The organism is Azospirillum sp. UENF 111221, from assembly GCF_058780625.1.
Map to the genome: position 1 here is coordinate 163335 of NZ_JBSNCH010000001.1, position 13139 is coordinate 176473.

Consider the following 13139-nt stretch of genomic DNA (forward strand, 5'->3'; position numbering starts at 1 on the left):
GAGTCGTCTACATGCCGGCCGATCAGGCCGAGCGATACCTTGCCGACGGAGCCTGGATCCCGTCCACCGTCGGGGACGCGCTGCGTGCCACCGCGGCGCGCCATCCTGACAAGCCGGCCCTGATCGGCGACGAGCGGACCGTCACCTTCGCCGAACTGGACGGGGCGAGCGACCGTTTGGCCGCGGCGCTGCTGGCGCTGGGCCTTGCCGCCGGCGACCGCGCGATATTCCAGATGGGCACGACGGTCGAGACCGTCATCGCGCTCGCCGCCTGCTTCAAGGCGGGGATCGTCCCCGTCTGCACGCTGCCGCAGCACCGCGAGGTGGAGATCGGCGAGCTGGCCCGTCAGAGCGGCGCCCGCGGCTACTTCGTCCAGGCGGACTTCAGCCGCTTCGATCTCGTCGGTTTCGCCATGTCCATGATGGAACGGCACACCGGCTTGCAGCATCTCGTGGTTGCGCGGGGCGGGAGGTCCGCCGGACTGGCGCTGGAGGATCTGATCGCTGCCGTTCCGGCGGAAACCGCGCGCGCCCGGCTGGCCGGCCTGCCCTTCGGTCCGCAGGACGTCCTGGCCTTCCAGCTGTCCGGCGGCACGACCGGACTGCCCAAGATCATTCCGCGCTTCCATGCCGAATATCTCGGCCATGTGCGGCACCTGATGGGGCTCTACGGGATGACGGCCGACAGCCGCATCCTGTGGTCGCTGCCCCTGCTGCACAACGCCGCCCAGGTCTATGCGCTGATGCCGATGATGCTCGGCGGCGCGACCGTCGTCCTGATGCCGAAGGTCGACATCCGGCGCATGCTGGAGCTGATCGAGGCGCACCGCGTCACCCACGCGCTGTCGGTCGGCCCCATCGCGCCGCAGCTGATGGGCTATGCGGACATCCGGCGGCACGACCTGTCCTCCCTCCGGCTGTTCGCGACGATGAGCCGCGCCGACAAGCTGGAGGAGCACATCGGCGTGCCCTGCTCCAACCTTTACGGCATCACCGAGGGGTTGCTTCTCGGCTCGCCGGCGGACGCCCCGACTGAGCGGCGGCACCGCACGCAGGGCACATCCGGCTGTCCGTTCGACGAGATCCGGCTGCTCGAACCGGGAAGCGAGACCCCGGTGCCGCCCGGCCAGATGGGCGAGCTGTGCTTCCGCGGCCCGTCCAGCCTGCGCGGCTATCTCGACAACCCGGCGGCGAATGCCGGGGCCTTCACGTCCGATGGCTTCTACCGCACGGGCGACATCATGACGGCCCATGTCGTGGAGGGACAGACCTGCTACGCCTTTGAAGGGCGCCTGCGCGACAACGTCAACCGCGGTGGCGAGAAGATCGGCTGCGAAGAGGTGGAGGCCTATGTCAGCCGCCATCCCAGCGTCGCCGACGCCAAGCTGGTCGCCATGCCCGATCCGGTCTATGGCGAGAAGGGCTGCATCTTCATCATCACGCGGCCAGGCATGCCGGCTCCGAACGTGCAGGAGCTGGGCGCCTTCCTGACCGGTTGCGGGCTTGCGAAATACAAATGCCCGGAACGCGTCGAGGTGCTGGACGAGTTCCCCCTCACCCGCGTCGGCAAGCTGAACAAGCCGGCGCTGAAAACACTGATCGCCGACATCTTGGCGGCTGAATCCACGGCAGGTGCGGCATGACTCCCAACGACTTCACAGCAACCGAATACATCGTCGGCGCCAACCCCCTGGTGATCCGCCGCCGGGTGAAATGGGGGGAATGCGACCCGGCCGGCGTCGTCTACACCGTCACCTTCAGCGAATACGTCATCTCGGCCGCGGAGCTGTTCTACGGCAGCCTGTTCGGCACCACCCCGCAGCGCGCCAAGGACGAGCAGGGGTTCGGCACGCCCACCCGCGCGCTCGACTTCGACTTCCGCCGGTCGCTGCGGCCGGACGAGGAGTTCGAGATGACCGTTACGGTCGCGGAAATCCGGAGCCGCACCTACGTGCTGCGGATCTGCGCCCGCACGCTCGATGGCGACATCGCGTTCCTGGCACATCTGACCCCGGTCTGCGTCGCCCGCGGCGAACGCCGCTCCATCGACATCCCCCCGGCATTCCGGCAGGCGCTGGAACGCTACCAAGGCGCCTGTGCGGCAGAAGGCCGTGCGGCGGAAGGAGGCCCGGCATGAAGATCACCATCATTGGAGGCGGGCCGGCCGGCCTTTATTTCGCCCTGCTCGCCAAGAAGCACGACCCGGCGCACGACATCCAAATCCTGGAACAGAACCCGCGGGGCGCCACCTACGGCTGGGGTGTCGTCTTTTCCGACGTCGGCCTTTCCTTTCTGAAGGAGGCGGACCCGGACTTCTTCGCCGAATTCACCGCCGGGCATGAATGCTGCGATTACATGGAGATCGTGCACCGCGACACCCGCGTGCAGATCCACGGCAATCACTTCTCCCGCACCGCCCGGCTCGCCATGCTTGAAACACTGGAGCAGGCTTGCCTGCGGGTGGGTGTGGAGATCCGCCACGGCGAACGCATCACCGACATCGACGCGCTGGCGCAGGACGCCGACCTGCTGGTCGGGGCCGACGGCGCCAACAGCGCGGTGCGCCTGCACTACGCCGAACAGTTCCGCCCCAGCTTTGAACGGCGACGCAACAAGTTCGCCTGGTACGGCACGCGCCAGCGCTTCCATCCCGTCTCGCTGATCTTCCGCGAAACCGCGGCTGGCGTCTTCATCGCCCACAGCTACCAGTACAGCCCGGAGTTCAGCACCTTCCTGGTCGAGGTCGATCCGGAGACGTGGCTGCGCGCCGGCTTCGACCGGATGAGCGAGGAGGAGAGCAGCCGCGCCTGCACGGAGATATTCCAAGCCGACCTTGGCAGCAACCCGTTGCTGACCAACCGGTCGCACTGGTTCGAGGCGAACATCGTACGCAACGAGCGCTGGCATCACGGAAACGTCGTGCTGCTGGGCGACGCGCTGCGCACTGTGCACTTCTCGCTGGGGTCCGGCACCCGCATGGCCATGCAGGACGCCATCGCGCTTCACCGCGGGATCGTCGACCATCCCGGCGACCTGACCGCCGCCTTCGCCGTCTTCGAGGCGCAGCGCCGCCGGTCCTCCTCCAGCTTCCAGGGCGCCGCCGCGCGCAGCCTGGACTGGTACGAGACGGTCGCCGGCAAGCTCCACCTCGACCCCGTCGGCTTCGCCTACGACTACATGCGGCGCACCGGGCAGGTCAGCCACGAGGATTTGCGCCGCCGCGATCCGCATTTCACCGCCGCCTACGAGGCGCAGAACACCGACGAACCCCTGGGGAGGACGGCATGAACATTGTCAGCGTCTCCGACGTTATCGGGCGCAGCCGGCTGGGCGGCTTGCAGTTGCGCGTCGTCGCGCTCTGCACCCTGTGCATGATCGTCGACGGATTCGATGTCCAGGCCATGGGCTATGTGGCTCCGGCGATCATCGGCGACTGGGGCATCCAGAAGGCGGATCTCGGCACCGTATTCGGTGCCGCTTTGCTGGGCATGACCCTGGGTGCCCTGGTCATGGGCATGATCGCCGACCGGTTCGGCCGCCGCCCGGTGCTGATCGCCGCCATGCTGTGTCTGGCACTCACCAGCTTCGCGACCGCGCAGGCCGCCAGCGTCGAGGAGTTGCGATGGATGCGCTTCCTGACCGGCCTGTGCATGGGTGCGATCGTGCCCAATGCCGTGGCGCTGGCCGGGGAGTTCAGCCCGGCGCGGGTGCGCATCACGCTGATGATGGTCGCCTCATCCGGCTTCATCCTCGGCGGAGCCTTGGGCGGGGTCGTCGCCGGCCTGCTCATCCCGGCCTATGGCTGGCATGCGGTGTTCCTCGCCGGTGCGGCCGCCCCGCTGCTGCTGGGCGTGGCGATGCTGGCCCTGCTGCCGGAATCCCTGCAATACCTGACGGTGAGGGGGCGGACGCTGGAGCAGGTGCGGCGCTGGCTTGCCCGGATCGAGCCGGACCTGACCATGCGCGACGACACGGTTCTGGTCGCAGACGACCGTCCGGCGCGCGGTGCGCCGATCCTGGAGCTGTTCCGCGGCACGATGGCGGTGGCAACGCCGCTGCTGTGGCTGCTGAACTTCATGAACCTGCTTGCGGCCTATTTCCTCGCCAACTGGCTGCCGGTGATCATGACGGAGGCCGGTCATCCCGCCTCGGCAGCGGTGATGGTGGGAACGATCTTCTGGGTCGGCGGGCTGGTCGGCAACCTGCTGCTCGGCTGGCTGGTCGACCGGCACGGCTTCGGCCCGACGCTGGCGATCAATCTGCTGGCCGGCGCACTCGGCGTGGCGCTGATCGGACAGGTCTCCGGCTCGCTGGGGATCGCGGGCGCGGTGATCGCGGTGGCCGGCTTCTGCATCCTGGGGGGACAGTCCGCGTTGAACGCGCTCGCCGCCGCCTTCTACCCGACACCGGTTCGTTCGACGGGGGCGGGCTGGGCGCTCGGCATCGGCCGGCTGGGATCGATCTTCGGGCCGGTCATCGGCGGGGAACTGATGCGGCTGAACTGGTCCACCGCCGACCTTCTGGTGGTGGCCGCCATTCCCTGCCTGATCGCGCTGGCCGGCAACCTGCTGCTCTGGGCGCTTGGCCGGCTGCCGCGCACGGCCGGCAGCACGGCCGGCGCTCTTGCCCCGCAACCCGCCCGATCCCGCAGCTGAGGAGCCCGCATCATGACCCGCACCTACCGCATCGGGCAGATCGTGCCCAGTTCCAACACGACCATGGAAACTGAAATCCCGGCCATGCTGCGCGCCCGCGAGGCGATGCTGCCGGAACGCTTCACCTTCCATTCCAGCCGGATGCGCATGCACCGGGTGGTGAAGGAGGAGCTGGAGGCGATGAACCGCGAGGGGCTGCGTTGTGCCGCCGAACTCGCCGACGCCCGCGTCGACGTGATGAGCACGGCCTGCCTCGTCGCCATCATGGCGATGGGCCTCGGCCACCACCGCATAGTGGAGCGCGAACTGGCTGAAATCGCCCACGCGAACCACTGCGCGGCGCCGGTGATGACCTCGGCCGGCGCGCTGGTCGAGGGGCTGAAGGCGCTCGGCGCGCGCCGCATCGCCCTGATGGCACCCTACACCCGTCCCCTGACCGAACTGGTGGTGGCTTACATCGAGCATGAAGGGATCGAGGTGATCGACTGGCGCTGTTTCGAGATCGCCGACAACCTGGAGGTCGGCCGCCGAGACCCCATGCGGCTGGTCGAGGACGTGCGTTCGCTGAAGACGGCCGGGGCGGACGTCGTCGTTGCCTCGGCCTGCGTGCAGATGCCATCCCTGCCGGCGATCCGCCCCATCGAGGAGATGCTTGGCATTCCTACCGTTTCCACGGCGGTCTGCACCGTGTACGGCATGCTCTCCCGTCTGGGTCTGACCCCCGCAGTTCCTGGCGCCGGGGCGTTGCTGGCGGAAGGCCTGCCAGTCTTGCGCTGACTGCCAAGGGCAACGTCAATCGAGGGGAGCGCGACAGGTGACGTTGCAGCATCGAGGCAGTGGAGCTTCTGACGGCGTGGCCGACGCTGTTGATTACTCGATGCGGATGGAGTCCGGGCGTCCGAGGTCGAGCATGCGGTTCAGGACCGGGACGGCGACGCCGATCCCGGTCTGCCGCCGGTCGTCGGTATGGAAGCGCGGAGGTATGGAAGCGCGGACCATCCCCGATCACGTGTTTGTAGCGGCTGAAGATGGCCTCCACGAGCGCGCGCAAGTTTTAGCCGGATGTTGCCTGCCATGCCCCGCGACCACCGTCAGCGATGGCCTGCGGATGCCGGTCCCGCGGTGTCGGATCGCTCTGCGCGCTATCGCTCGGCACCGTGGTGGAGCGCGGCGGCACGGCCTCGTCGCTGAACCACACGGTCAGGCTGCCACGCGCTCGCAGCGCAGCATCATGCTTCTGCCAGTTGCGAACCCTGTATCGCTGCTTGGGGATGTGATGACGGCGCGCGGCGTTGCCTTTGAACGGCATCGGCTGGATCAGAACAGGGAAAGGTCAACGACGCCTCCCCTACGATGCCACCCCGCCATCCGCAATCCTCACCTCGCTGCAACAACGTCGCGGCGCGGGCCAGTCAGGCGTCGCACCAGGTCTGAGCCGACGGCAGCACCCGGTTCGACCGCCGGGAGGATCTGAGGCCGGATCAGCGCCACGGTCTCGAGATCCTCCCGGCGGCGCACGGATCAGACCTGCGCCATGCCGCCATCGACCGGCAGCTCGGCCCCGGTGATGAAGCTGCTTTGGTCGCTGACGAGAAACAGTGCGGCCGAGGCCACTTCGTCGGCACGACCCATACGGCCGAGCGGGATCAGCGTCGTCAGCGTCTCGCGCACCTCGTCTGACGCCGCCGCCATCATGGCGGTGTCGGTTGGCCCCGGTGCCACGACGTTGACGCGGATGTTGCGGGGCGCCAGCTCGTTGGCCCAGGTCCGCGCGAACGAGCGTACGGCGGCCTTGGTGGCCCCGTAGACGCCATAGCCTTTGGTGCCGATCGCGCCGGCGATCGAGCCCACCAGCACGATCGAGCCGCCATCCGGCATGATCGCCGCCGCAGCCTTGGCGGCAAACAGCAGCGTGCGCACGTTGAGGCCGAAGGTCCGGTCGAAATGATCCTCGCCGATGCCGTCGAGGGTCGCGAACTCGGAGATGCCGGCGTTGACGGCGAGCACGTCCACCCGCCCGGCCTCGCTGCCCACCGCCTCGAAGAAGGCGGCGAGCGCCGTCAGATCGGAAGCATCGACGCGGCGCGAGTGCAGCCTGCCGGCCCCAAGCTCGACCTCTCCCTCTTCGGCGCGACGGCTGGTGGCGTAAACCGTGGCGCCTTCCGCCGCGAACCGCTCTGCGATGGCGCCACCGATGCCGCCATGGCCACCGACCACGATGGCGATTTTTCCTGAAAGCCCGCTCATGCGTCCTCACATCGCTGGTGATGACGAACAGCTATCATTCCTATATCTAATTACAAGAAGGCACCTGATGGTGCTCAGATACCAGATAGTGCCTAGATATTGAGGTGTATACCCATGGCCAGAGACGTGCTCGATCTGCCGCTCGATGTCACCGCGACGCGGCCCATCCTCGAACATATCGCCAACAAGTGGACGGTGCTGATCCTGAGCGTCCTCTGCACGCAGCCGGCGCGGTTCAACGACCTCAAGCGCCGTCTCGACGGCATCACCCACAAGGCTTTGTCCGAGGCATTGAAGCGTCTGGAGCGCAACGGCCTCGTCAGTCGCAAAGTCCTGCCGACGCAGCCGATCGGCGTCGAGTACACGATTACCGATCTTGGCTGCTCGCTGCGCGAACCCTTCGCCGCCCTTTACAACTGGTCGCTCGCCAACGGCTCCGCGATGGAAAGAGCACAGCGAGCCTATGACGCATCGAGAGGGGAGGGAGGGTTGGAGGAGGAGATCTAACAGGCTGCGGGAAAAGGGCTGCTCCCGGCCGGCGGGTCGTGATTCTTTGTGGTTGTTGAGAATACGGGTGTCGAGGGGACGATGCGGGGCACGGATGAGCGGAGCGAGGGTCTTTTCAGCCACGTGAGCTGTGAGGCTCGGGTTCCGGCCGATCATCCTCTGCGGGCGATCCGGGCCATCGTGGACGAGGCGCTGGAGGTGATGTCGTCGGCGTTCGAGAGGCTGTACTCCAAGATCGGGCGGCCGTCGATCGCGCCGGAGAAGCTGCTGCGGCCTTCTATGGACGCCCCGGTGTGTGACGTTACCGTGTTCACCAACAACCGCGAGCGCCTGCTGGCCGGCGATGTGGCGGCCAAGTTTCTGGCCACCCTGCTGGGCCGGCCGAAGGTCCAGGCACTGCTGTCGGACGAGCATTTCTCGGTGGACGGCACGCTGATCGGTGAGCCATCGAGACGCCACCGGTTCGAGCCCGATGGCGAACGGGGCGTCGGTGAAGAGTTTCCGGCCCAAGGACGGCAGCGGCGAGCCGCCGGGGCCGGGGCGCAACAGCGACCGCGACTTCCATGGCGAGAAGCGGTCCAACGAGACCCATGCCTCGACCAGCGATCCCGAGGCGCGGCTGTACCGCAAGGGAAACGGGCAACCGGCGAAGCTGGCCTTCATGGACCATGCGTTGATGGAGAACCGCCACGCCCTGGTGGTGGATGTCCGGCTCACCGCGGCCACCGGCCTGGCTGAACGCGAAGCGGCGGTGTCCATGGTCGAGGCCATCCCCGGCCGCCACCGCATCACGGTGGGTGCCGACAAGGCTTACGACACCAAGGATTTCGTGGCCGACCTGCGCCAACTGGGCGCCGCTCCGCATGTCGCCCAGAACACTCGCAACCGCCGCTCGCCCATCGACGGCCGGACTGCGCAAGACCCGCCATCGCGGCACGGGCCGTGTCGGCTGGATGTTCACGCTGACCGCCGCCGCCTACAACCTGATCCGCCTGCCCAAGCTGCTGGCGGCGGCATAATCATGCCCGGAGTCCGCCTAAGCGGCGGTTCCGGGGGCCTCGGAGCGCGAAAAGGCGCCCAATTCCGATAAAAACGGCCGTCAGAAACGCCATTTTTAAGCCTCAACGGAGGAAAAAGGCCAGAATATGTTCGTTTTTCCGCAGCCTGCCAGGTGGGGCAGTGCCAACGCGCGGTCCCAGGCTTTGAAATCGCACCACCCCAAGCGCGACAACACGTCAGCCCAAGGCCTGAGGCATCGTATAAGCTCTGCTACGGTCAAAACCGGTTCGAATGCCGGCAATGAGCGGACATGGCTCAGCAGAGCGAGGTGGTCTGTGGCGTCCATGATCCGATCAGGTTCATGGTGCTCGGCGATGATGATCGTGCCGTTTCGGATCGATCGCACAGCGGCCATACGATCAAACTCCTGTCTTCCGCAACCGACGGCACGCGGGCTCACTCAGTGCTCGTGCTCACCGCTTCAGCATTCTACCCGATGCGTTCAAGCTCTGCGCCGACGCAACCAGTCGCAGGACCGTTCACCCCACGTACGTGGGGCCGTGGCGCCTGGACCTGTTCATACACGTGGACAATTTCGCTGAGATGAACGCGGTCGATGCAGGCCTGTACGTAATGGCCTGGGCCACGCCACTGCATCTCCTCCGGCGAGCGCGGGTGGCCGGTCTCGAAAACCCGCAGCCAACTTTTCCGCCGCTGCGACGTCGTTGCCCCGCCGGCCGCTTCCACCTCGTTATCTTCCGCTTCCGTCCGGCTAAGGTACCAGTCGTTCAACACAGCGTGCCAGTCGTCGAAGTCAGAGAGGAGGATGCGATGGCGAGGAACAATGGCGCTGACCAGGACCGTCGCCTCACCCGCCGCTTTCCCCCAGATCGACGGCCGTGTGGACGGCCTCTTCAGCCACCCCCAGACGGGATAATCACCCGAGAAACGGGGCATCAACTCCGCCAATCTTTCACGCATCCAATCATAAGGGCTGGGGTGATCGGGATCGTCGGCTGGTCCTCTGGCGTCAGTGTGTCGGCCAAAAGCAAACTGGTGATTACCGGACAGCCAGCCGGTCTGTCGTGCCACGCTCAGCGCGTCACGGTGTTGTGCCGACCAGACCCGGACGGGTGCCATCGGATCAGCGCTCAGCACCGCAAGTAACCGTGAGCGGCTAATGGGTTTCAGCAACTGATCCTCCTGGCCGCGCGAAGCTTCCGGTTGGCAAACCGGATTGATAGGATTATAGGCGCATCCGGCGGTGATTTACGACTTGGGTTCGTGTTCAATCCGGCCTTGCAGGTTCCTCATCTTCGTAACAGATGTTTGGGCATTGTCACAGGAGTAGTGGCGGATCGCAGGTCTTGACATCATCTTCTTCGGATGCAGCAGCTCTCGTTTGCCCGCCATTGGTTTCCGCCTGATCTCTCGCTGCACCCCGCGTACAGGCCGTGGCCGGCTGCGAAGCCGCAACCACCGCAGCGTGAGCGAAACTGCAAATTTGGGGGGTCTACGCGCCGGCTCTATTCCCGTGACAACGCCACAAGGACGATTGTGTCACAGGACGGCCAGCCAGCCGCCATCCACATAGATGATCTGTCCGTTGACGTAGTTCGACGCCGAAGACGCCAGATACACCGCGGTCCCGGCCAGTTCCTCCGGTTGGCCCCAACGCTGGGCCGGGTTGCTGTTCTTCACCCAGGCATCGAAGGCGGCGTCCTGAAGCAGGGCCGCGTTCATGTCGGTGGCGATGTAGCCCGGCCCGATGGCGTTCGCCTGGATGTCGAAGCGCGCCCATTCGGCAGCCATCGCCCGGGTCAGCATCTTGATACCGCCCTTGGCGGCGGTGTAGGGCGCCACCGTCGCCCGCGCCGCCTCGCTGGTCAGCGACCCGATGTTGATGATCTTGCCGCCACTCCCACGCGCGATCATCCGCCGCGCCGCCTCGCGGGCGACGATGAAGGCGCCGGTCAGGTTGGTGTCGATGACGCGCTGCCAGTCCGCAAGCGCCAGATCGACCATCGGCTTGCGGAACTGGATACCGGCGTTGTTGATCAGGATGTCGACGGCAATTCCCCGCTCGTCGAGCGCGGTGAAGGCGGCGGCGACCGCCGCCTCGTCCACCACGTCGAACAGGCTGCCGTCCGCCGCATGGCCCAGATCGGTCAGCCGCGTCACCGCCCCGGCGAGCGTCTCCTCGTTGCGTCCGTTCAGGATGACGCGGGCGCCGGCCTCCGCCAGTCCCTGGGCGAAGGCGAAACCAATTCCGCGGACGGAGCCGGTGATCAGGGCCGTGCGGCCGGAAAGGTCGAACGGGGATGTCTTCATGGGGTGGGTCTCCATCGGGCGGCGGGGCCTCAATCCAGGGAGCTGACGCGACGGGTCAGGTCGGACCGTTCAAACACCGAGGGCAGCAGGTCTGTGCCCAGTCCCGGCCCTTCCATCGGATAGACATAACCGCCCTCGATGCGGGGGACCTCGGTGACCAGTTCCTTGTACCATCCGGTGTAGAAAGCGCGCACCGATTCCTGGATCAGCGTGTTGGGCTGCGACAGCGAGGAATGGACCGCGGCGGCATAGGCCACCGGGCCGGTGCAGTCGTGCGGCGCATAGGGGCGGTGGTAGGTGTCGGCGAGAGCGGCGATCTTGCGTCCTTCGGTCAGCCCACCCGTCCAGGCCAAGTCGGTCATCACCACGCCGACGGCGCCGGCCTCCAGCATGTCCTTGTAGGGGAAGCGCGATCCCAGCGTTTCGGAAGCGCAGATCGGCACGCTGGTCGAGGCAGCCAGTTCGGTCAGCGCATTGACCGAATTCATGCGGATCGGATCCTCGTACCAGGTCGGCTCGTAGTCTTCCAGGACGCGGGCGATCCGCTTGATCGTCGGCAGGTTCCACAGGCAGTGGAACTCCACCATGATCTGCATCCGGTCGCCGACCGCCTTGCGGATCTTCTCGAACGGCTCGACGGCGCGCTTCATCTGCTCCGCGGTGATGAAGCGACCGTCATTCTCGATCGCCGCGGGATCGAACGGCCAGATCTTCATCGCCGAGATGCCCTGCTCCAGCAGGCTTTCGGCCAGTCCGCCGGCGTCCGACATGAAGGCGTTCAGATCCTCGTACGGACCCGGGCTGGCGCCCAGGTTCCAGGTGTCGACCGGCTTGATGCGATGGGAGCGGACATAGCCGTAGCCGGCGCAGGTGTTGTAGACCGGCACCCGGTCATGGCAGAGGCCGCCCAGCATCTGGTGGACCGGCTGGTTGCAGGCCTTGCCGAACAGGTCCCACAGCGCGATGTCGACGGCCGAAGCCGCCCGGTATTCCGTGCCGGTCGAAGACTGCGCCAAAGGCAGGTTGACCATGTCGCGGTTGATCGCCTCGATGCGCAGCGGGTCCCGGCCCAGCAGCCGCGTGGACAGCGTGTCGTGCAGATGGGCTTCAACCGCACCGGCCCCGTAGAACGTCTCGCCCAGCCCGACGATCCCGGCATCGGTGTGGACCCGCACCCACAGGACGTTGGCGAACTCTTCGGTGCGAAGGGTTTCGATGGCGGTGATTTTCATGAGCCGTCCCGCGATGAATGAGGAAAGAAGTTTCGGGAAATCAAAGGCATGGCAGAGGATCAGGGCAGGATGCGACCCCCGCGTGCCCATGGCCATGCATGCTAGGGCATCCTATTTCCGTTTGTGATATTTCACAACATGTTTTAATGTACCACTGTTCGCATGCCGAGCACGAGCGATGGCGGGCAGCTTACGGTAAAGGAGGACGGCGTTATGGGACGTGGACGCAGCAAGCCGGTGCTGATCGGGCCGGGGGACGCGATCGACCGCAAGCAGGCGCGGGCCAATCAAGCCAACCTGCTGGAGCTGGCTTACGGCAAGCTCGAGGAGCTGCTGGTCAACTGCACGCTGGCGCCCGGCCGGTTGCTGTCGATCCAGGATCTGCAGGACATCACCGGTCTCAGCCGCACGCCTGTCCATCAGGCGGTCAGCATGCTGGCCCGCGACACGCTGGTGATCGTCAACCCGCGCAACGGCATCCAGATCGCTCCCATCGATCTTGCGCGCGACCGGCTGTTGCTGGAGTTGCGCCGCGACATCGAGCGCTTCGTCGTGCGCCTCGCCGCCGAACGGTCGGGGCCGACGCAGCGCAACCAGATGATGCACCTGTCACGGGTGCTGCGGGAACGGCGGGCGACGATCACCATCGACCAGTTCAACGAATTCGACCGCAGCATCGACAACCTGATCCTGGCGGCCGGCAACGAGCCCTTCGTCGGCAATGCGCTGCGTCCGCTGCACACGATCTTCCGGCGCATCGGCTTCCTGCACCAGAACCACATCGGCGGCGAGGCGACGCTCCACCGCAGCGTGGACTGCCATCTGGCACTGACCGACGCCATCGCCAACCGCCGCGCCGACGATGCGGTCAAGGCTTCCGACGAAATCGTCCAGTTCGTCGACGCCATGTTCGACGAGCTGGAAGCCCGCATCGACCCGCGTCTGCTCGATTGCAGCGTCGAGCCGCTCTTCACCTTGTGACCGGAACCACTTCCCGGCGGGCAGGTCGCGTTGCCGACGGAACTCCGGTCGCGACCAGTCGCGCTCAAAACAATCCCAAAAGGAGGAAAACCATGAAGAAGGCTCTGTTGGCAGGGCTGGCTCTGACAGCCGTCGCCCTCGGCATCTCGATGCCGGCCGTCGCCGCCACCACTGCACGCATGTCGCT

General features: G+C 66.3%; 13 protein-coding genes and 1 pseudogene. 8 read left to right on the forward strand and 6 right to left on the reverse strand.

The window, feature by feature from the left end:
- Positions 1–11 precede the first annotated feature (11 nt).
- The 5 genes from ACWPN3_RS00720 to ACWPN3_RS00740 are packed head-to-tail and all read left to right on the forward strand — an operon-like array spanning position 12 to position 5432.
- Positions 12–1643: an AMP-binding protein gene (locus ACWPN3_RS00720; protein ID WP_492260989.1), complete on the forward strand. Its 1632-nt coding sequence runs from the start codon at positions 12–14 to the stop codon at positions 1641–1643.
- Positions 1640–2137 (forward strand): acyl-CoA thioesterase, encoded by a 498-nt coding sequence (locus tag ACWPN3_RS00725; RefSeq protein WP_492242311.1) that lies wholly within the window; start codon positions 1640–1642, stop codon positions 2135–2137. Before ACWPN3_RS00720 ends, ACWPN3_RS00725 begins: the two co-directional genes overlap by 4 nt.
- Positions 2134–3288, forward strand: coding sequence for an FAD-dependent monooxygenase (locus tag ACWPN3_RS00730; RefSeq protein WP_109450270.1), 1155 nt, complete (start codon positions 2134–2136; stop codon positions 3286–3288). Before ACWPN3_RS00725 ends, ACWPN3_RS00730 begins: the two co-directional genes overlap by 4 nt.
- Positions 3285–4655 carry an MFS transporter gene (locus ACWPN3_RS00735; protein ID WP_492242310.1) on the forward strand — a complete coding sequence of 457 codons (1371 nt, stop codon included), beginning with the start codon at positions 3285–3287 and terminating at the stop codon, positions 4653–4655. The genes ACWPN3_RS00730 and ACWPN3_RS00735 overlap by 4 nt, the downstream gene beginning before the upstream one ends.
- Positions 4656–4667: 12 nt before the next feature.
- Positions 4668–5432 (forward strand): maleate cis-trans isomerase family protein, encoded by a 765-nt coding sequence (locus ACWPN3_RS00740; protein WP_492242309.1) that lies wholly within the window; start codon positions 4668–4670, stop codon positions 5430–5432.
- 93 nt (positions 5433–5525) lie between these two features.
- On the opposite strand, the gene ACWPN3_RS00745 is transcribed toward ACWPN3_RS00740, so the two are convergent.
- From ACWPN3_RS00745 to ACWPN3_RS00755, 3 genes are all read right to left on the reverse strand, one after another.
- A complete protein-coding gene (locus ACWPN3_RS00745) occupies positions 5526–5654 on the reverse strand; it encodes a hypothetical protein (RefSeq protein WP_492242308.1) in 129 nt (42 codons plus the stop codon).
- A gap of 55 nt (positions 5655–5709) precedes the next feature.
- Complete coding sequence (locus ACWPN3_RS00750; RefSeq protein WP_492242307.1) at positions 5710–5964, reverse strand: hypothetical protein; 255 nt, start codon at positions 5962–5964, stop codon at positions 5710–5712.
- 212 nt (positions 5965–6176) lie between these two features.
- Entirely contained in the window at positions 6177–6902 is a 726-nt protein-coding gene (locus ACWPN3_RS00755) for an SDR family NAD(P)-dependent oxidoreductase (protein ID WP_492242306.1), read from the reverse strand.
- A 114-nt stretch (positions 6903–7016) separates the two neighbouring features.
- Between ACWPN3_RS00755 and ACWPN3_RS00760 the strand changes: the two genes are divergently transcribed.
- Both ACWPN3_RS00760 and ACWPN3_RS00765 read left to right on the forward strand, forming a co-directional pair.
- A complete protein-coding gene (locus ACWPN3_RS00760; RefSeq protein ID WP_109450266.1) occupies positions 7017–7409 on the forward strand; it encodes a winged helix-turn-helix transcriptional regulator in 393 nt (130 codons plus the stop codon).
- Between the two features lie 81 nt (positions 7410–7490).
- Positions 7491–8428, forward strand: a pseudogene (locus ACWPN3_RS00765) (transposase).
- 469 nt (positions 8429–8897) lie between these two features.
- On the opposite strand, the gene ACWPN3_RS00770 reads toward ACWPN3_RS00765, so the two are convergent.
- The 3 genes from ACWPN3_RS00770 to ACWPN3_RS00780 all read right to left on the reverse strand — a co-directional run bounded on the left by ACWPN3_RS00770 (position 8898) and on the right by ACWPN3_RS00780 (position 11971).
- Positions 8898–9602 carry a DUF3841 domain-containing protein gene (locus ACWPN3_RS00770; RefSeq protein WP_492242305.1) on the reverse strand — a complete coding sequence of 235 codons (705 nt, stop codon included), beginning with the start codon at positions 9600–9602 and terminating at the stop codon, positions 8898–8900.
- Between the two features lie 366 nt (positions 9603–9968).
- Complete coding sequence (locus ACWPN3_RS00775) at positions 9969–10739, reverse strand: SDR family oxidoreductase (RefSeq protein WP_492242304.1); 771 nt, start codon at positions 10737–10739, stop codon at positions 9969–9971.
- Between the two features lie 29 nt (positions 10740–10768).
- Positions 10769–11971, reverse strand: coding sequence for a mandelate racemase/muconate lactonizing enzyme family protein (locus ACWPN3_RS00780; protein ID WP_492242303.1), 1203 nt, complete (start codon positions 11969–11971; stop codon positions 10769–10771).
- A gap of 213 nt (positions 11972–12184) precedes the next feature.
- On the opposite strand from ACWPN3_RS00780, the gene ACWPN3_RS00785 reads away from it, so the two are divergent.
- Complete coding sequence (locus ACWPN3_RS00785) at positions 12185–12952, forward strand: GntR family transcriptional regulator (protein ID WP_109450259.1); 768 nt, start codon at positions 12185–12187, stop codon at positions 12950–12952.
- The last annotated feature ends 187 nt before the right edge of the window (positions 12953–13139 follow it).